We start from the raw sequence: 18904 nt of genomic DNA on the forward strand, positions 1-18904 counted from the left end.
TCTTGCTATCACTCAATTTTTATTCGTACTGAGCGACGACTGCTTTTACAAGCTGCAAGAATCCTGCTTTTACTTTTTCCGTCACTTCCATTACTTCATCGTGACTTAAAGGCTGATCCAGAATTCCGGCTGCCGCATTAGAGATGCAGGAAATGCCAAGGACACGCATTCCTGCATGATTCGCCACAATGACTTCCGGAACAGTAGACATGCCGACTGCGTCAGAACCCATTGTTCTTAAGAAACGGACTTCTGCCGGTGTTTCGTAAGATGGTCCTGTCACAGCGGTATAAACGCCTTTTTGAATTGGAATGTTAAGGTCTTTCGCAATTTTTTCAGCCAAGCTAGAAAGGTCTTTGTCATAGGCTGAAGACATATCTGGAAATCTGGCGCCGAAATCGGCTTCATTTGGCCCGATCAGCGGGTTTGTTCCCATAAAGTTGATATGGTCAGTAATGATCATTAAGTCTCCCGCACGGAATTCAGTATTGACACCGCCAGCGGCATTTGTCACGATCAATGCTTCCACGCCGAGCGCTTTCATCACGCGTACAGGGAAAGTGACTTTCTCCATCGAATAGCCTTCATAAAAATGAAAACGGCCCTGCATAGCTATGACGGAAACTCCTTCAAGGGTGCCAAGCACAAGCTGGCCAGCATGTCCCTCAACAGTGGATACCGGGAATTCAGGTATGTCTTCATATTTCAGCTTGACCGGATTTTCGATTTCATCCGCCAAAATACCAAGACCTGAGCCTAAAATAAGGCCGATCTTCGGAGATTCCGGCAGGTTTTTCTTAATAAAAGCGGCTGCGCGTTCGATTCTGTCTTTCAAGAAACAGTCCCCCTATTGTAATAAAGATAAAAAGCTTTTCCCGTATTTCGGTTTATTCGTTTGGAAATTATCAGCGATCGTTGCGCCGATATCAGCAAATGTATCTGCAAGCGGCAGCATTTGCGCTTTCTTATGTTTTTTGCTGTAAGCAAGAATCGGCACGTACTCGCGTGTATGGTCTGTCCCGTGATGAATCGGATCATTGCCGTGGTCAGCTGTAATGATTAACAGATCGTCTTCTTTCATTTTCTCAAACACTTCCGGAAGACGTGCATCAAATTCTTCAAGCGCACGTCCGTAGCCCTCTGGGTCACGGCGATGTCCGAATAAAGCGTCAAAATCAACAAGGTTCGCAAAGCTCAGACCAGTAAAGTCTTCTCCCAGCGTATCGATCACCTTGTCCATTCCGTCCATATTGGAAACTGTTCTCCGTGAAGATGTAATGCCTTCTCCGTCATAAATATCAGAGATTTTTCCGATTGAGATCACATCTAAGCCGCTGTCTTTCAATTCATTCATGACAGTGCGGTCAAACGGCTTAAGCGCATAGTCATGACGGTTTGGTGTCCGTTTAAATTGTCCCGGCTCTCCGACGAACGGCCGTGCGATAATGCGGCCTACCATATATTTCGGATCAAGCGTCAGCTCTCTCGCCGTTTCACAAATGCGGTACAGCTCTTCAAGCGGCACAACCTCTTCGTGAGCGGCAATTTGCAGAACAGAGTCAGCAGATGTGTATACAATTAAAGCTCCTGTCTCCATGTGCTCCTGGCCAAGTTCATCCAAAATCGCTGTGCCGGAAGCCGGCTTATTTCCGATAATTTTGCGTCCAGATCTCTTTTCCAGCTCCTGAAGCAGTTCATCAGGAAAGCCTTCCGGGAACACTTTAAACGGTTTATCAATATACAAGCCCATGATCTCCCAATGGCCAGTCATGGTATCTTTACCGTTAGACGCTTCTTGCATTTTTCCAAAATACGCAAGCGGATATTCTGTTTTTTCTACACCTTTGATATCTCCGATGAGACCAAGGCCGAGTTTTGCCATATTCGGCATATGTAATCCATTCATATGCTCGGCAATATGCCCGAGCGTATTGGCGCCTTCGTCATTAAAGTCAGCGGCATCCGGCGCTTCGCCGATTCCGACTGAGTCCATCACAATTAAAAACACACGATTATATTTGTATGCAGGCATCTCCTGAAAGCCTCCTTTTTTTCTATACGTCTATTGTATCGCTAAGAGGTCAGACAACTCAAGTATAAACCGTTTTCATTCCCGTTGACAATGCATTCGGAAATAATGAGAAACTTCAATATTTTCTGTCGCCCTAAACAAAAAAGCCGCAGCCACCTGCGGCTAGGCGCGCGGATGAAATTGCTTGTACACATCCTTCAGCCTTGTTTTCGTCACATGCGTATAAATTTGCGTCGTGGATATATCCGCATGGCCGAGCATTTCCTGCACCGCTCTAAGATCAGCACCGTTCTCAAGCAGATGGGTCGCAAAGGAATGCCTGAGGGTATGCGGGGTCAGCTCTTTTTTGATCCCAGCTTCCAGCGCGATTTTCTTCAGGTTTTTCCAAAATCCCTGGCGGCTGATCTGTTTGCCGTGATGATTTAAAAAGAGAGCGTCAGACACATTGTTCTTTAACAGTTTTCCCCTGGCTTTTGTCATATATTCCTCAATAGCGGAAGCGGCGGCTTCTCCGATTGGCACAATCCGTTCTTTTCTTCCTTTCCCGAAGCAGCGGACAAAACCCATGGATAAATGAACATCTGCCGTTTTCAATTCAATCATCTCACTGACTCGTATGCCTGTCGCATAAAGCAGCTCTAGCATCGCTTTATCCCGATAGCCGAAAGGGCTTGTCAGCTTAGGCGTGTCCAATAATCGCTCGACCTCATTGAGCGCGAGCACCTTCGGAAGCGCCCGTTCGGTCTTTTGTGTTTCGATATGAACGGAAGGATCCTTGTCCGTCACCTTTTCCCTGAGCAGAAATTGGTGAAAAGAGCGAATCGATGCCAAATGCCGCGCCGATGTCTTGCCGGATTTCCCCGAGTCCTTCAAGTGCTTTAAATATTGGATAATATGTATGCGGGTTACGTGATTCCAATCTGTAACATGAAGGGTTTCTGTTAAATAGAGAGAATAGCTTTTCAAGTCACGTTCATAGGATACCACCGTGTTTTGGGAAAGCCCTCTCTCTACCATGACGTAGTGGATGAAATCCTTTATTTGATCTTTCACTCTTGATCTACTCCCCGTTTTGGTAAAAAAAGATCAACCGGTCGAACCATCCGCCTTTTTCATCCTGATCCATTTCAACAACTTTTACAGCGGAGCCTTCCGGTTTATCGTACCGATGATAGTTTTCATACTCTTGATTCACCCATATCATAGCATAATAGAACAGAGCGGTAAAACCGGTAAACAGGATGAAAACTTTCAATGCATCGAGAGCTGTTTTTAGGAATCTTCCCATGTCCTAATCGATCCTTTCCCTATGGTTCCAGTTATTTAAACCATATGCCAAATCAGAAAGGTTTTATACATAGAAACAGCAAAAAACCCTTTCCCCATGAGAAAAGGTTCGCGCTCGGCACCGTTTATTCAGTTTCTTTTCCGTTACAGCGGTGGCATATGCCGTGAAACGTCAATCTATGATCTTTAATCTTAAATTTCCAATCACGTTCAATGATTTCTTCCACGTCTTCAAGCAAATCTTCTTCAATTTCATCAACGGCTCCGCACTCCATGCACACCAAGTGGTGATGAAAGTGAGCTGCGCCCTCTTTCCGAAGGTCGTAACGGGACACGCCGTCTCCAAAGTTAATTTTATCAACGACTTTTAATTCAGTTAATAATTCAAGCGTACGGTATACTGTTGCGAGACCGATCTCAGGAGATTTCTCTTTTACGAGGAGGTATACATCTTCTGCGCTTAAATGGTCTTCTTCGTTTTCAAGCAGCACTCTTACTGTCGCTTCACGCTGAGGCGTAAGTTTGTAGCTGGATGAGTGCAGTTGTTTCTTAATTCGATCAATACGGTTTTCCATGTCTTTCCCTCCTACGCCGCATTCCATGACTCATTATAACAAAATACGCGCAGAGTTCCAACTATAATTATTATAAACTGATAAATAAAACGATTTTCTCTTAATAATCATTTTAAAAAAGTCTCGATGTAAGCTTTTCCATTAAAACTGGAGATAAATATGCTTCAAAGAGTGATGAGATCAGCGCTAAAAACAGAATGACCAGAAGCACAAAGGCATACCGCCCGAACCACTGAATCGGCGCGTCATGAAGGCTTCGTTTCACGAACAGCTGCCTGATTAACTTTAAAGAAAACGCAATCGCACACGTGCCCATAATGAGATAAGCCGGAATCAGCAGCACATTTTGGGGCAAAACGGAGACAAAGGATAAGAAAAAACCGCTGACTCCCATCTGATTGACAAGGAACCCGACAGTAAAGCCGACGACGATGCCTTTTAGAAAGATCATGATAAAAATAATCGGCATCCCAATAACGGAAATTCCCAATATCCACATCAACCCTAAATACTTTGCATTATGAAAGATACTTTGCCCAAACATATCAGATGAACTTGCCTGTTTTCCATCCGAAAGCTGTCCGAAAAATTGGCTTAAATAGTAGTATAAATCTTCTTTCTGGCTGATGGTCATGCTGTTGACAATAATCGCGCCAAAGATGACACCCATGAAAAACAGGACTGAGACAAATATATAAAGAGAGAGATGATCTTTGACATGTCGGAGAAACATGTCCTTATAAGAGATTTTTCGCATACCGTTTCCTCCCGCCTGCTCTAGTGATTTGATTTAATAGATTGTATGAAAGAAACGGAAAAACATGCCCTTTTTCAAAAAAGAAACGATAGAGAAGAATGCTAGGCGGCTTTTTGGAGCACAAAAAAATCCTTATCATCAACTGCCGTATGATCATAAGGATTCATATGCTTCCGTTTATTCAAAATCTCTTTTTTGCTTTTTGCCATTCTTTCATGTGTGCTGAACGATGGTGTACTGCCTCTTGATAATATGACGTCACGTCCGCCATTTCTAAGCAGATGCTCCCGCTTCTTTTTCGCTCGGCTTTTTGCCATTCTGATCACTCCCTTATTTATTTTCACAACAATTATAGCAAAGATCATCATATGATGAGAAAAAACAGCACCTGTTTATGCCAGGTGCTGTTTTCCTTCATTTATTTTACTGCTGTAAGAGCGGCGTGCTCAACCGCAGCCGCTACCTCATGATGGACTTTTGAATCAAGCGGCTGAGGGACTACATCGCCTTGTTTTGTGCAGGCTGCGATGGCCTCTGCTGCTGCGACAAGCATATCATGATTAATCTCCTTGCTTTTTGCGTTGAGCGCTCCTCTGAAAATCCCCGGGAAACCGAGTACATTATTAACAGAACGCCCGTCAGCTGCATATGCGGCGCCAGCCTGCAGCGCAGCCTCCGGCTCAATTTCCGGCTTCGGATTCGATAAAGCCAAAATCACCTGGCCAGAACGCACAAATGCTGGTTTAATTAATCCCGGAACGCCCGTTGTGGCAATGACAATGTCACATGTTTCCATGAGCTTCTCAATGCTGGCAACTGCCTGTCCGCCGTATTGTTCGAGACGGTTCATTGCTGCCTCTGATTTGTCTGTTCCGTACACTGCTTTCACGCCGTAGGCCATAAACATCCGGCAGATGGCAACGCCTGCTGCGCCCAGGCCGATTTGTCCCACTTTCGCTTCTTTCAGGTCAACACCCGCACTCCTGCATGCCGAGATGGCAGCTGCCAGCGTGACAACAGCTGTACCGTGCTGATCATCATGCATAACAGGGATGTTCAGCTCCTCTTTTAGGCGGTCCTCGATTTCGAAGCAATGCGGCGAGCCGATATCTTCAAGCAGGATGCCGTTAAAACCCGGAGAAATATGCTTTACCGTTTTGATGATTTCTTCAGGATCACTCGTATCCAGCAATATCGGAATACCGCTAATACCCGCCAGCTGATCAAACAGAGCAGCCTTTCCTTCCATGACAGGCATGCCTGCCACAGAGCCAATATTCCCAAGACCGAGAATTGCCGTTCCATCCGTTACAATCGCCACAGAATTGCTGATCGTTGTATAAATAGACGCTTTTTCAGGTTCTTTTTCGATCAGCCTGCACACGTCTGCCACACCTGGTGTATAGACACGTCCGAGCTCTGCCAGTGAGCGGATCGGCATTTTGCTTTTCATTTGGATTTTTCCGCCTTCATGTGCGGACAGGACTTCATCAGATACGGTGTGAAGCCTGATCCCTTCTCCCAAGGCCTGTACAGCCGCGATCACTTCCTGAAGCTGTTCTTCATTCTCCACTTGAACGGTAATATTCCGCATTGTGTAATTGGGTCCGACTTTTACCGTCTCCACTTCACCAATATCCCCGCCCAGAAGGCCGATTGCCGTAGCTACCCTTCCAAGATTTCCGGGAACCGAAGGCGTTTCGATCATCAGTGTCCGAATCATGTGTTTCGCTATCATTCAGTGATCCTCCCCTATTAGCCTAGTTTTTCGGCTTTAACTGTATTGTTTTTCGTATACCATATAAATTTTCCTGTATAACCATAGATAATAGCAAGACCTATTGCAACAAAACTGAGCCACATAAACGGCAGATAAGAGAAGGTAGAAACTCCTAGTATCCCCGCCATGTAAATACCGTTATCAGACCAAGGTACCATACCTGAAGTTAATGTTCCTCCGACCTCTGAATTACGAGATAGCACTCTTCTGTCGAGATTTAATCGATCATAGCTGTTTTCCATAATCTTCGGTGTCAAAATAAGAGAAACATACATCGCACAGCCGAAGATGTTCGCTAAAAACGCTACAATCAGCGTAGATAAAGTGACGTTGCCCGGTGATGTTAATTTCTTTTCAAACATAGAGACGATCACTTTTAAGACGCCAAGCTTTTCAAGCAGTCCGCCAAATCCGAGACCAAAGATAATGACGACAAGGGAACCGAGCATTCCAACGATGCCTCCACGATTTAACAGGCCGTTCAAGAATTCAACATCTGTTTTAATCGAGAATCCGTTGTAGGCAGTTGCAATCGCATCCGCTGGATTCATGCCTTGGAAAACAACAGCCCAGACAGCGCCAAGCAAAGCGCCAATTACGATAACCGGCATTGACGGCTTTTTCATCGCCAATAAGATAATCACGACAACAGCTGGGATCAGCATCCAAATATGAATGTCAAACGTATTTTGCAGAGATGATTTCAAGAAGTCAACTTTATCAAGATCAATATTTTTCCCGCCGTACATAAAGCCGGTAATTGTAAATAAAATTGCTGTAATCACATATGCTGGCACAGATAAAAAGAGCATTGCTCTGACATGATCTAAGACATCCACTTTAGATAGTGAAGAAGCCAGAACTGTGCTGTCAGACAGAGGAGACAGCTTGTCCCCGAAATAAGCGCCTGATAGAATAGCTCCAGCTACAAGAGGAAGCGGAAGGCCTAATCCCTCTCCAATTGCGATCATGGCAATGCCGGCAGTTCCGACTGTTCCCCATGACGTTCCTGTTGCTACAGACATAATTGAACAAATAATTAACGTTGCAAGTAAAAAGATGCTAGGGTGAATAAATTCTAAACCATAGTAAATCAGAGTCGGTACAATCCCTCCGGCGATCCATGTTCCAATAAGTGCTCCTACTGAAACAAGAATCAGAACGGCTTCAAGACCGTTTGATATTCCATTCAGGATGGCATTTTGCATATCTTTATAAGAATAACCGAGTCTGATTCCGAGAATCATTGCGATAAACCAGGAAATGAAGAGCGCGAGCTGTATCGGCAAGTCTAAAAAGACTGTAAACGACATGACAAGTGCTAAAAATGATCCTAGGACAATAATAATTTCGAATAGTGTTGGCAGTCTTACATCCTTCAAAAGAAGTCCCCCTTCATGTAAAAAGCTAAAACGCTTTCAATAAATAGTGCAACACGTATACTATACTTCCTCATCCCTATGTTGTAAACAGCTTATTCATCCGGGCTATACGGAGATGAATAAGCTGTATTTTGTTTAAATTTTATTTTTCTAATAGTTCTTTCCCTGCAATACCTGGTTTTGTCATCTCATATGGGTTTAAAATAAGATCTAACTCTTCTTCTGTCAGCACATCATGCTGCAGGCATAGATCACGGACTGATTGGCCTGTCATTATTGCTTCCCGGGCAATTCGGGCTGCCGCTTCATACCCAAGGTGCGGATTGACTGCAGTGATCACTCCTGCGCTTTTTTCCACGTATTGTTTCAAGCGTTTTTCGTTGGCTTCGATGCCTTTTAAGCAATAGTCAGTGAACGAACGGAAGCCGTTGTTCATGATGCTGATGGATTGAAGCAAGTTAAAGACAAGCACTGGCTCCATAACGTTCAATTCAAGCTGGCCGGCTTCTGAAGCAAGGCAGATTGTATTATCGTTTCCAATGACCTGGAATGCAATTTGGTTGATTAGCTCGGCCATAACCGGATTGACTTTCCCCGGCATAATGGATGATCCCGGCTGGCGTGCTGGCAGAGAAATTTCCGCAAGTCCGGCGCGCGGGCCTGATGCCATCAAGCGAAGGTCGTTTGCGATCTTAGACATGTTCATCATGCAGACCTTTAATGAAGCCGATACCTCTGTATAGGCATCTGTATTTTGTGTCGCATCAACGAGATGATCAGCTCCGACAAGGGGAAGACCGCTGATATCAGCAAGGTGCTTTACAACCTGTTTGATATATTCAGGATCGGCGTTCAGGCCTGTACCTACAGCAGTTGCGCCCATGTTGACTTCATACAGGTGCTGGCGTGATTGCTTGATCCGTTTGATATCACGCTCCAGAACACGGCTGTACGCTTCGAATTCCTGGCCAAGACGAATCGGAACAGCGTCTTGAAGGTGTGTCCGGCCCATTTTAATAACAGAATCAAATTCCTGTGCTTTTTGTTTGAACACACTATGCATATCTTCCATTGTTTTCAGCAGTTTTTCCAACAGCTTCAATGTAGAAATATGAATAGCGGTCGGGAATACATCGTTTGTAGACTGTGACATATTCACATGTGTGTTTGGGCTTAAATGGATATAGTCTCCCTTTTTGTGTCCCATGATTTCAAGCGCCCGGTTTCCGATAACCTCATTCGCATTCATGTTCATAGAAGTTCCGGCACCGCCCTGAATCGGATCGACGATAAACTGATCGTGCCATTTGCCTTCCAGAATCTCGTCAGCTGCTTGTACGATAGCTTGGCCAATTCCTTCATACAGCCGTTTCACGTCCATGTTGGCAAGAGCCGCAGCTTTTTTTACAATCGCCAGCGCGTTAATCATTTCTTCATGGATCTTGTATCCCGTAATCGGGAAGTTTTCAGAAGCACGGAGCGTCTGGATTCCGTAATAAACATCAGCTTCAATTTGTTTTTCTCCAAGGAAGTCTTTTTCCACGCGGTATTCTTTTTGGCCGTTTAACATAATCTTTAACCCACTTTCTCTTTGTTGGTCATAGTTTCTGTGATTTTACAGGACAACGTCATCAGCAATCGGTGTTTCCATAATTTTCTTGACGACTGGAAGATCCGAAGACTGGCCGAGTGCCCACATCAATTTTGGCACGATTGCTTCTGTGTTCATATTTCTGGATCGGATAATTAAGTCTTGGTTGACTCTGCGGCCGACCTCGTAAATGCTCATGTCTTCGCCTTCTTCCAGACATTGAGTTGTGATCACGACGACAATGCCGCTTTCGATCAGTTCATTCACTTTTGACAAAATGTCTCTGCCTTCAAATGGCACGCCCCCGCTGCCATAACTCTCAATGACAATTCCTCTGTACATGCTTTTCAGGGCATCAAACATTTCAGGCTTTAAGCCTGGATGCAGCTTCAGCAGACATACATCAGTGCATAGTGAAGTATCAACTGTGAAGGTGTCGTTCTCAGGTTCCGTTACTTGTTTGTTGTATTCGATCCCGTCTTCATTGATAAAAGCGATATATGGGTAATTGATGCTTTCAAATGCGTCGTAGCTTTTCGTTCTTAATTTGATCGCACGCGTTCCTTGGATGACTCTGCCGTCAAACACAACATAAACGCCGCCCACGCCTTCACAGGCAAAGCGAATCGCGTCTGTAATATTTTTTTTGGCATCAGTTTTTTGGAATGTGATCGGAATCTGCGAGCCGGTGATGACAATCGGCTTTTTGGCATGCTGCAGCATATATGAGAGTGCGGCAGATGTATAGGCCATTGTATCTGTACCGTGTGTAATAACAAATCCGTCATAGGCATCATAATTTTCCTTAACGGCTTCTGCTATTTCCACCCAGTATTCAGGCTGCATATTGGTGCTGTCTATATTCATAAGTGACTGAGTTTCCATCGTGTAATCGTTATCAAGTTTTGATACGTAACTTAATAATTCATCAGCCTTGACTCCGGGAGCCAGCCCATTTTCCCCTTCAACTGAAGCAATCGTTCCCCCAGTTGTCAACATCAATAATTTTTTCATACCATGCACCTCTTCACTGTATCTAAAGATGGGTTGCGAGAAGGCATTCGCTTTTCGCATACTTTTAATGCAATTATAGACACGGAAAATAAAATACGCAAGACATTATTATTCAATTCGCGTACACTTCCTAATACCTATATGATATAATCAGCTCAAGGTGAAAAAGGAGCGGAAGTTCATGAATCTAGATCGTTTAACTGAATTGAGAAAAAAGAAAAATTGGTCGCTTCAATATACAGCTGACCTTCTGGGTATCGCAAAAAGCACATATGCCGGCTACGAGTCAGGCTACCGCCGGCCTTCGCTTGAGGCACTTGCCATGCTGGCTGACCTCTTTGACACAACCTGCGATGAACTTTTGGGCCGCGAGAAACAAAAGCAGACTGCTCCTCAGACCATTGAATTGACCACGTGGAGCAGCCTTGACTTTAACATTTCTGTTGATGGCAAGCCGCTAAGTGAAGACGAAATCATCCAGCTGATCACCTTTATCCGGACAAAAAGAAAAGTACAGGAGGAACTTAGTTAATCTTTAACTCACCGTTTAACTTTCCCGTAGGTTCCTCCTCCTCCGGCTTTCAACTCCAGCTTTCCGGATCTCGCTTTTACAATAAGAGCCGCGGTTTTCGGCGGGACAACGCGAGCCAAATCTTCTTCTGCAGCCTCATGAAGAACAGCCATTTCTGTTCCGAAGGCTTTTTTTAGTTTGTCCAGCGTTTTCGGACCGACACCCGGAACAAATTGCAGCGGGATCTGATGAACATATCGCGGACGCGAGACGCGAACTTCAGTCTGATCACTCAATTCACGCAATCTTTCGCTGACTCCCTTAGTAAATCTGGCATTTCCGCAATTCGCGCACGCCGTTTCCCCGCTCACAGCAGGTTCTCCGCACGCTTCGCAAGCCGTCTGATAATATTTCCCCAATAGCGGGTCCAAGCCGTAATTTGCGGTAATTGTCCTTTCACCCTGCCCCCTTAATGCAAGAGCAAATTCAGTAAAATCAGCTGACTGTACATATAGTTCATTATATTCTCTGCCGATTTTGGCTAACGAATGTGCATCAGAATTTGTTAAAAAAGTATACTGATTCAACTCAGATACGTGTGAAGCCATGTCTGTATCACAGCTTAATCCGAGCTCCACCGCATCTATCATAGAGGGATCAAAAACCTCGGTTAAACTTGATTTAACCCCTTTTCCATATAAGCTTTTATGCGGTGTAAAGATATGGGCGGGGATAAACAGCCCGCCCATTTCCTTCACTTTTTTTTGCAGCTTCAAGCCCGTTTCATAAATCCGTTGTGAGCTTAAGTGAATATTTTTCAGCCGTGCTGACAGCCAGTTTGAAAACAGCTTCATATCAGCCAGCGTCGGCATAAAGACGAGCACATGGATCGGCCCGCTGCAGGCTTCATCATAAATCTCCAGTTCGCTTCCTAATAAAAGAGTCGTGCTGCGATAACGAATCCCCCCGCCGTCAAGCTCGTGATATCTTCCAGATGAAATGCCTTCCTCAAGCTCTAGGATGACTTCCGGAGAATGACAGTCGATAATACCAAGAAGTTCAATTCCTTTATGTTCACTGGCTTCAACCAAAATTCGGTCTAGCGTTAGCGTTTTGGCGCCTGTTATTTTGACAGCCCTTCCTGTAAAGGTCCGGCCGATATGAATGTGCAAATCCGCGTAAATCTTTTTCATTTTTGTGCTTGAAGCGCTTCTTTCAGCTGAAGATACTGAATCGCATAGGCTGTTTTAGCATCATATACTTCACGCGACTCAACCAGCTTCAGCGCATCTTCAAGCGTCACCTCCATCACTTCAACAAACTCGTCCTCATCAAGCTCCCGTTTTTCTTCGAGTACAGAAAGCTCTTCAGCAAGAAACACGTGGACTATTTCATCAGCAAAGCCGGGCGATGTATAAAACGCAGTGATTTTTGTCAGTTTTTTCGCTGTATACCCCGTTTCCTCTTCAAGCTCCCGAAGTGCCGTGTACTCCGGCTCCTCCCCTTTTTCAAGCTTTCCGGCAGGAATTTCAACGATCATCCGCTCAAGCGGCTTGCGGAATTGTTTCACCATGATGATTTTCCCTTCATCTGTGACAGCTAATATGGCTACAGCTCCAGGGTGTTTCACAATTTCACGTTTACTCGTTTTCCCGTTTGGCAGCTCAACGTCCTCTACATAAAGATCAATGACTTTACCTGAAAAGATCTGTTCTTTGGCAATTGTTTTTTCTTCTAATGATTTCATTTCTTCATCTCCCGTTCTGTCTCTATATGATGCCCCATACATTTTATCATACTAGAAAATAGGGGGCTTCTTCGTGAAAGTGCACCGCATGCCAAAAGGTGTTGTCTTAGTCGGAAAAGCATGGGAGATTCGGGCGAAGTTAAAGGAGTACGGACGCACATTCCAATATGTGAAGGATTGGGTCTCTAAGCCGTAAAAGTTGAAACTTTAGCTCCTTTATATTACGGTCAATACAAAGCCTAAAAAAAGGAGTGTGCACATGAGAAAACGCAAACTGGGTACATCTGATTTAGAAATAAGCGAAGTCGGACTCGGCTGTATGTCTCTTGGAACTGAAAAAAACAAAGCCTTGTCCATCCTGGATGAAGCGATCGAGCTTGGCATCAACTATTTGGACACAGCGGATTTGTATGACCGCGGACGCAACGAAGAAATCGTCGGTGATGCGATCCAAAACAGACGCCAAGATATTATTTTGGCAACGAAAGCGGGAAACCGCTGGAATGACGAAAGCGAAGGCTGGTATTGGGACCCTTCAAAAGCTTACATAAAAGAAGCCGTAAAAAAGAGTCTTGCACGGCTGAAAACGGATTATATCGACCTTTATCAGCTTCACGGCGGCACGATAGAGGACAACATTGATGAAACGATCGAAGCGTTTGAGGAATTAAAACAAGAAGGTGTGATCCGTTACTACGGTATTTCTTCCATCCGCCCAAATGTGATAAAAGAATATGTGAAAAAATCAAACATCGTCAGTATTATGATGCAGTTCAGCCTGTTTGACAGACGCCCCGAGGAATGGCTTCCGTTTTTAGAGGAACATCAAATCAGCGTAGTCGCCAGAGGTCCGGTTGCCAAAGGGCTCTTAACTGAAAAACCGCTTAAACAAGTGGCGGACAGCATCAAACAAAACGGGTACTTATCCTATTCGTTTGAGGAATTGACAAATGCCCGCAAAGCGATCGAGAATGTCGCGCCCGATCTGTCCATGACAGAAAAGTCGCTGCAATATCTGTTAGCACAACCGGCTGTCACCTCAGTCATTACAGGCGCCAGTAAGATTGAGCAGTTACGGGAAAACGTTCAGGCTGCAAACGCACGGCGTTTAAGCGAAGAAGAAATCAAAGCGCTCCAATCTCATACGAAACAAGACGTTTACGAAGCACACCGCTCATAACAGAAAAACCAGCACCTGTATGGGTGCTGGTTTATTTATATTGATGCCAATCTATTTGGCTTTCATTAAGGAGCTCTTCAAAGCTTTTGTTTTTTTCTATCTCTTTTTTCTTTCTGATCTGTTCTGCTTTTTCTCTTTCTTGCCTCTTTTCATCCTCTTCCTTCAATTGGCTCTTCATCTCCATAAGCTTTGCTTTGATGTCGGATTGAAGGTCGTCTTTTAACTGATGTTTGTCAGTGGATGTTTGTTTTTTCATGTACGCTTCCCCCATGTTTTGTTTTGAGGCCAGTTTATCACGGAGCATATAGACCGAACAAGCGGACTCTCTTCTGAAACCTTTTTTGATCAGCACAGCACTGTTTAGGTATAATGATTCCAAGTATAAATTTCCTGTATTTAGTTGAAAGGTGCTGTGACTTTTGAAGAAAATCCTTTTGGCCATTGGCGCTCTCTTAACCGCTGTTATCGCAATCGGAATTGTTTTTTCAAATATCATTCTCTTTATCAAGAAAAAGACAGATGAAGACATTATCAAAAGAGAGACAGACGACGGACATGATGTGTTTGATTCCTTTGAACGAATGAAGAAAACCGCTTTTGTGATACCATCCGCTTACGGGTATGATATAAAAGGCTACCATGTCGCACCACATGACACACCAAACACCATCATTATCTGCCACGGGGTGACGATGAATGTGCTAAATTCTCTTAAATATATGCATTTATTTCTTGATCTCGGCTGGAATGTGATTGTTTATGACCATCGCCGACACGGACAAAGCGGCGGAAAGACGACTAGCTACGGGTTTTATGAAAAGGATGATCTCAGCGAGGTTGTCAGCTGGGCCAAGAATAAAACAGGCCATCGCGGATTGATTGGAGTTCACGGTGAATCAATGGGAGCTGCGACTGCCCTGCTTTACGCTGGTGAACACTGTGATGATGGCGCTGATTTTTATATAGCCGATTGCCCCTTCGCACGTTTTGATGAACAGCTTGCCTATCGGCTAAAAACGGAATACAGGCTCCCGTCTTGGCCGCTGCTCCCCATCGCCGACTTCTTTTTGAAGCTGAGGGGCGGCTATCGCGCACGCGAAGTATCTCCGCTTGCTGTCATTGAAAAAATCAAAAAACCGGTCCTCTTTATTCACAGTAAGGATGATGACTATATTCCCGTTTCTTCAACCGAGCGGCTTTATGAAAAGAAACCCGGACCGAAGGCACTGTATATTGCCGATAACGGTGAACACGCCATGTCGTATACGAAAAACCGGGACACATACCGAAAAACGGTGCAGGAATTTTTAGACAAAATAAAAATGCCCAAATCTTAGGCCCTACCTAGTTTTTTCAACAAAAAATGAGGCCTTTCTATAAAAAATAGGGCTCACTTTTTTTACTCCGCTTAACGTGTGAGGAGATGTTGACCAATATCCCGGCTGAAATCAGCATGAACATTAACGAAGAACCGCCATAACTGACAAACGGAAGAGGAATTCCGGTAATGGGGAGAAGGCCTAAAACAGCGCCAAGGTTAAATAACGCTTGAATCATGATCTGGAAGGTAAGGCCGATCGCCAGCAGCTTTCCAAACGGATCATTGATTTGCACAGCGATCCGCACGCCTCTGAACATCATTAACAGGTAAGCCCCGATGATCATCAAGAGCCCGGCCCCGCCGAGTTCCTCGGTAATGACCGCCATAATAAAGTCCGTATGGGCTTCAGGAAGAAATCCCAGCTTTTGAACGCTGTTCCCCAATCCATTTCCCCAGAACCCGCCCGAATCGATGGCAAGGTAGGAATTGATTAACTGGTAGCCGTCTCCGTTTTCATCCTGAAAAGGATCCCTGAACGATGTCAGCCTTCTTAACCGGTACGGCGCCGTCATAGCAAAATATGCGATGCCGGCCCCGGCCATTGTCCCGAGAAGCAATAAATGCCGTTTTCTGATGCCGGCGCACAGCAGAACAGCTCCGCAGCTTAATAGGATCGAAACGGCGGTGCCCAAGTCCGGCTGTTTTAAGATTAGAAAGAACACGGCCGCCAAAATGAGCAGCGGGGGCATGACGCCCTTTCCGAAATTGGCGATGTATCTCTGCTTTTTTGCATACACGTAAGCAAAATAAATAACCATCACAAGCTTCACGGCCTCAGACGGCTGTACGATGAGCGAACCGAAATGAATCCACCTTTGAGAATTGTTTTTCTCCACCCCAATCCCCGGCAACAAAACGAGAATCAGCATCAAAAAAGAAAGCTTCACTAAAAACCGGATGAGTTTGCCGTAAGCTTTATAAGGGAAAAAGACGGCAGCCGAAAAAAAGGTCAAACCGATGAGCAGCCATTGCAGCTGCTTCACAAAAAAATAGCTGCCATTACCGTACTTTATATATCCGAGGGGGTAGCCGGCGCTGTAAACCATCAGCAAACCAAGCGAAGATAAAAACAGAACCGATGCGATCAAAACATAATCAAGCTTTTTTAGATGGGAAAGAATCACCCTAAGCACCTTCAATCCCACCCCCTGCCGAACATATACTGCTTAGATCTGATATTCACACTGAAAACGAGACCTAAAGCAATCATATTGGTCAACAGCGCACTGCCGCCATAGCTGATAAACGGAAGAGCGAGCCCTGTCACCGGCATTAATCCGATTGTCATCCCAATATTTTGAAACACTTGGAATATAATTAAACCTGCAACCCCCGCAGATATATAAACACCGAACAGACTGTTGGATCGCATTGCAATCCTAATAATTCTGTAGATCATCAGAAAATACAGACAGATTAATGTTACGGCGCCCAAAAAACCGAACTCTTCACCAATCACGGCGAATATAAAATCGGTATGAGCCTCCGGAATTTTCCCTCCTTGAACTTGGACTCCATGGGTAAAGCCGCTTCCTGTCAGCTGACCCGATCCTATCGCCACTAACGACTGCGTCAGCTGGTATCCATATGTAGATGCATGTTCATGAGGGCTGAGCCAGCCGTATATCCTGTCAAGCTGATGAGGTTTAATGATCTTTGAAAACATCTCAAAGTAATAATTATGCAAAAACGTCAAAAAGGCGATTAATGCTATGAATCCAAGTGACAGGGACATGATCATTCTGCCCGAAATCCCCGAGACCAGCATTAACGTGAATGCAATCGACAAAATCACCAATGCAGAGCCTAAATCAGGCTGAATCAATATGAAGAAAAACGGAATCATTGTGTACACCATGATTTTACACGTCGGAATGATACTCTCTGTGAAGGAGAACCTTTTATGCTGATATTGATTGAGCACCGAAGCCAACAGAAGAATCAAAATAATCTTCATAAATTCTGTAGGCTGGATTTCTAACACCCCGAAGCTTATCCACCTTTGTGAACCATTTTTATACGTTCCAAAAAAATGAACGAGAATGAGGAGAAAAACAGTTCCTACAAATAACCTGAGCGCCAATCGTTCGAGCAGCTCGTAATCGATATAAGCTGTTCCTGCCATTATGCCAAACCCGACAAGATACCAAATGACCTGCCGTTTGGCAAAATAAAAAGGGTCCTGTGTTTCATACTGCCCCGATCCGCTGTAAACAGCCAGTAAACTGATACAAAACAGACTAAATAAAATGAGCAGAAGACTGATGTCAATGTTGGTTTGTTTTTGTTTCATCTTTAACATGCTCCATTATGATTTAGGTGACAATTGGTTGAAGACGAGTTGAATCGCTGCGGCGTCATCGATATAGCCAATCGGAAAAATATAATCCGGTATAACATCAACAGGAGCAATGAAATACAGCAAAGCACCGCCTATCAGCAGCATTTCACGCGGCGTCCCGCGACCCGTAGTAAATCTGAAATACATGTCTTGCAAACGGGTCAGGAAAGGACCGATGCCGCTGACTTTCTCGACTTTATGTTCAAACTCGTCCTGAATCGTACGCTTCCCTTCCTCTGTCTGAGAATATTGCTGGTACTCAGTCAATTTGCTTTTCAGCTCTTCCATCGTAAAAGACCGGTCATAGACATTTGAGGTTTGCAAAACGTCTTCAATTTCATTAATTGATGAGTGAATATCCGGACGGTCGTTATCCTGCCTCTTCTCCATTGTATAGCCAGCAGCTGTCATCAGCTCATCAAAAGAAACGCCAAGACTGTCTGAAAACCTTTGTAAATGGTTCAGGTTTGCTTTTCTTTTGCCATTGATGATTCTCGAAATGGTCGCTTTATCAATTTGTGTGCGTTCGCTCAATTCTCTTAATGATAAAGACCTTTTTCGTAAATGCTCTTTCAGCAGCACTCCTAGCTGATTTTTCTTTTGTTCCTCCACAATCCTGTTCTCCTTTCACACTAAAAACTTATCAATCTATCAGCCTAAAGACTAAGACGGTATAATGATATAGAATCGTTGTCATAATGTCAACGAATAACCATAACAGCCCGTAACACCTAGTGTTTCCCACTATGAAGTTGTTGACAATTAAACAAAAAAAGAGCGAGCCAGAACTCTCACTCCTTCCTCTATAACGTCAAAACCCTCTTAGTTTTTTACGACACTCCAATGATTTTTCTTCTTTTGGCAGAGTGCCCATGAACATATGGATGTGGCTTTGCACGCTGTTACTTCGATAATCTCGACAACTTTTCTTTCACAACTCCTACGGCAGATATTTTGGTTGGCTAAGCAAACATCGCTAGCACCACGCTGGAAGCTACTCGGAACCTTAGACCTAGCCCGGGGTTTTCTTTCCATAATAAAAAAGCGAAAGGCCTCTTCGGGCTCTTTCGCTTTTTTATTTCACAAAACGTCGGTAATGCCATCCATATTTTCTCTGATCCATTCAATCGCAAGATCTATCGTTGTAAACTCCTGCGTTTCGAATGTCATTTCATCCTGCAATAGCCAAACATCTTTTTTGACGGATTCTGCTCCTCCAATTGACCAGTGGAGCAAAGTATAGGGATGGTTTTGATTTAGGAAGGATACCCACGTTTTATTTTGTGCTGTGTTCTTCATTGCCTTCAGCTTTTGTTCCACGTTTCG

At 44.3% G+C, this 18904-nt stretch carries 22 protein-coding genes; 4 read left to right on the forward strand and 18 right to left on the reverse strand.

The annotated features are described in order from the left end of the window. Window positions 1-19 precede the first annotated feature (19 nt). The 11 genes from GYO_RS33905 to ansA form a co-directional block, all read right to left on the reverse strand. Window positions 20-835 (reverse strand): purine nucleoside phosphorylase I, inosine and guanosine-specific, encoded by an 816-nt coding sequence (locus GYO_RS33905; RefSeq protein ID WP_014114270.1) that lies wholly within the window; start codon window positions 833-835, stop codon window positions 20-22. Window positions 836-847: 12 nt separating this feature from the next. Beyond that, window positions 848-2032 (reverse strand): phosphopentomutase, encoded by a 1185-nt coding sequence (gene deoB / locus GYO_RS33910; protein ID WP_014114271.1) that lies wholly within the window; start codon window positions 2030-2032, stop codon window positions 848-850. A gap of 162 nt (window positions 2033-2194) precedes the next feature. Beyond that, the gene (gene xerD, locus GYO_RS33915) at window positions 2195-3085 is read right to left on the reverse strand and encodes a site-specific tyrosine recombinase XerD (RefSeq protein WP_003236743.1); all 891 of its coding nucleotides are present in this window, start codon (window positions 3083-3085) and stop codon (window positions 2195-2197) included. Between the two features lie 7 nt (window positions 3086-3092). Continuing rightward, window positions 3093-3320 carry a YqzK family protein gene (locus GYO_RS33920; RefSeq protein ID WP_003223970.1) on the reverse strand — a complete coding sequence of 76 codons (228 nt, stop codon included), beginning with the start codon at window positions 3318-3320 and terminating at the stop codon, window positions 3093-3095. A 124-nt stretch (window positions 3321-3444) separates the two neighbouring features. Continuing rightward, a complete protein-coding gene (gene fur, locus GYO_RS33925; protein ID WP_003223972.1) occupies window positions 3445-3894 on the reverse strand; it encodes a ferric iron uptake transcriptional regulator in 450 nt (149 codons plus the stop codon). A 112-nt stretch (window positions 3895-4006) separates the two neighbouring features. Beyond that, window positions 4007-4651, reverse strand: a complete 645-nt coding sequence (gene spoIIM, locus GYO_RS33930; protein WP_014114272.1) for a stage II sporulation protein M — start codon at window positions 4649-4651, stop codon at window positions 4007-4009. Window positions 4652-4752: 101 nt separating this feature from the next. Next, window positions 4753-4968 carry a ribosome rescue factor BrfA gene (gene brfA, locus GYO_RS33935; RefSeq protein WP_014114273.1) on the reverse strand — a complete coding sequence of 72 codons (216 nt, stop codon included), beginning with the start codon at window positions 4966-4968 and terminating at the stop codon, window positions 4753-4755. Window positions 4969-5069: 101 nt separating this feature from the next. Further along, complete coding sequence (locus tag GYO_RS33940; protein WP_014114274.1) at window positions 5070-6389, reverse strand: malic enzyme-like NAD(P)-binding protein; 1320 nt, start codon at window positions 6387-6389, stop codon at window positions 5070-5072. Between the two features lie 17 nt (window positions 6390-6406). Beyond that, on the reverse strand, window positions 6407-7813 hold the full coding sequence (mleN, locus tag GYO_RS33945) for a malate-H+/Na+-lactate antiporter MleN (protein WP_014114275.1): 1407 nt from the start codon (window positions 7811-7813) through the stop codon (window positions 6407-6409). A 142-nt stretch (window positions 7814-7955) separates the two neighbouring features. Continuing rightward, complete coding sequence (aspA, locus tag GYO_RS33950; RefSeq protein WP_014114276.1) at window positions 7956-9383, reverse strand: aspartate ammonia-lyase; 1428 nt, start codon at window positions 9381-9383, stop codon at window positions 7956-7958. Window positions 9384-9428: 45 nt separating this feature from the next. Beyond that, the gene (gene ansA / locus GYO_RS33955) at window positions 9429-10418 is read right to left on the reverse strand and encodes an asparaginase (protein WP_014114277.1); all 990 of its coding nucleotides are present in this window, start codon (window positions 10416-10418) and stop codon (window positions 9429-9431) included. Between the two features lie 181 nt (window positions 10419-10599). Between ansA and ansR the strand changes: the two genes are divergently transcribed. Further along, a complete protein-coding gene (ansR, locus tag GYO_RS33960; RefSeq protein ID WP_014114278.1) occupies window positions 10600-10950 on the forward strand; it encodes an HTH-type transcriptional regulator AnsR in 351 nt (116 codons plus the stop codon). Between the two features lie 8 nt (window positions 10951-10958). Here the strand turns inward: ansR and GYO_RS33965 are convergent, their stop codons facing one another. Both GYO_RS33965 and nudF read right to left on the reverse strand, forming a co-directional pair. After that, the gene (locus tag GYO_RS33965; RefSeq protein ID WP_014114279.1) at window positions 10959-12122 is read right to left on the reverse strand and encodes a TIGR00375 family protein; all 1164 of its coding nucleotides are present in this window, start codon (window positions 12120-12122) and stop codon (window positions 10959-10961) included. Then, complete coding sequence (nudF, locus tag GYO_RS33970; RefSeq protein WP_014114280.1) at window positions 12119-12676, reverse strand: ADP-ribose pyrophosphatase; 558 nt, start codon at window positions 12674-12676, stop codon at window positions 12119-12121. The genes GYO_RS33965 and nudF overlap by 4 nt, the downstream gene beginning before the upstream one ends. Before the next feature lie 73 nt (window positions 12677-12749). Between nudF and mciZ the strand changes: the two genes are divergently transcribed. Both mciZ and GYO_RS33980 read left to right on the forward strand, forming a co-directional pair. Further along, a complete protein-coding gene (gene mciZ / locus GYO_RS33975) occupies window positions 12750-12872 on the forward strand; it encodes a Z-ring formation inhibitor MciZ (protein ID WP_014114281.1) in 123 nt (40 codons plus the stop codon). Between the two features lie 63 nt (window positions 12873-12935). After that, complete coding sequence (locus GYO_RS33980) at window positions 12936-13856, forward strand: aldo/keto reductase (RefSeq protein WP_014114282.1); 921 nt, start codon at window positions 12936-12938, stop codon at window positions 13854-13856. 31 nt (window positions 13857-13887) lie between these two features. On the opposite strand, the gene GYO_RS33985 is transcribed toward GYO_RS33980, so the two are convergent. Next, window positions 13888-14112, reverse strand: coding sequence for a YqkE family protein (locus GYO_RS33985; RefSeq protein WP_041521176.1), 225 nt, complete (start codon window positions 14110-14112; stop codon window positions 13888-13890). Window positions 14113-14275: 163 nt separating this feature from the next. Here GYO_RS33985 and GYO_RS33990 point away from each other — a divergent pair, with 163 nt between their 5' ends. Next, window positions 14276-15193 (forward strand): alpha/beta hydrolase, encoded by a 918-nt coding sequence (locus tag GYO_RS33990; RefSeq protein ID WP_014114284.1) that lies wholly within the window; start codon window positions 14276-14278, stop codon window positions 15191-15193. Window positions 15194-15230: 37 nt separating this feature from the next. Here GYO_RS33990 and ftsW read toward each other — a convergent pair whose 3' ends face one another. The 4 genes from ftsW to GYO_RS34010 all read right to left on the reverse strand — a co-directional run bounded on the left by ftsW (window position 15231) and on the right by GYO_RS34010 (window position 18898). Beyond that, window positions 15231-16376, reverse strand: coding sequence for a putative lipid II flippase FtsW (ftsW, locus tag GYO_RS33995; protein WP_014114285.1), 1146 nt, complete (start codon window positions 16374-16376; stop codon window positions 15231-15233). Continuing rightward, entirely contained in the window at window positions 16373-17530 is a 1158-nt protein-coding gene (gene rodA / locus GYO_RS34000; protein ID WP_014114286.1) for a rod shape-determining protein RodA, read from the reverse strand. Before rodA ends, ftsW begins: the two co-directional genes overlap by 4 nt. A gap of 15 nt (window positions 17531-17545) precedes the next feature. Continuing rightward, complete coding sequence (locus tag GYO_RS34005; RefSeq protein ID WP_014114287.1) at window positions 17546-18190, reverse strand: helix-turn-helix domain-containing protein; 645 nt, start codon at window positions 18188-18190, stop codon at window positions 17546-17548. 468 nt (window positions 18191-18658) lie between these two features. Beyond that, on the reverse strand, window positions 18659-18898 hold the full coding sequence (locus GYO_RS34010; protein WP_003226554.1) for a YqkC family protein: 240 nt from the start codon (window positions 18896-18898) through the stop codon (window positions 18659-18661). Between the last annotated feature and the right edge of the window lie 6 nt (window positions 18899-18904).

The organism is Bacillus spizizenii TU-B-10 (assembly GCF_000227465.1).
Classification (GTDB): domain Bacteria; phylum Bacillota; class Bacilli; order Bacillales; family Bacillaceae; genus Bacillus; species Bacillus spizizenii.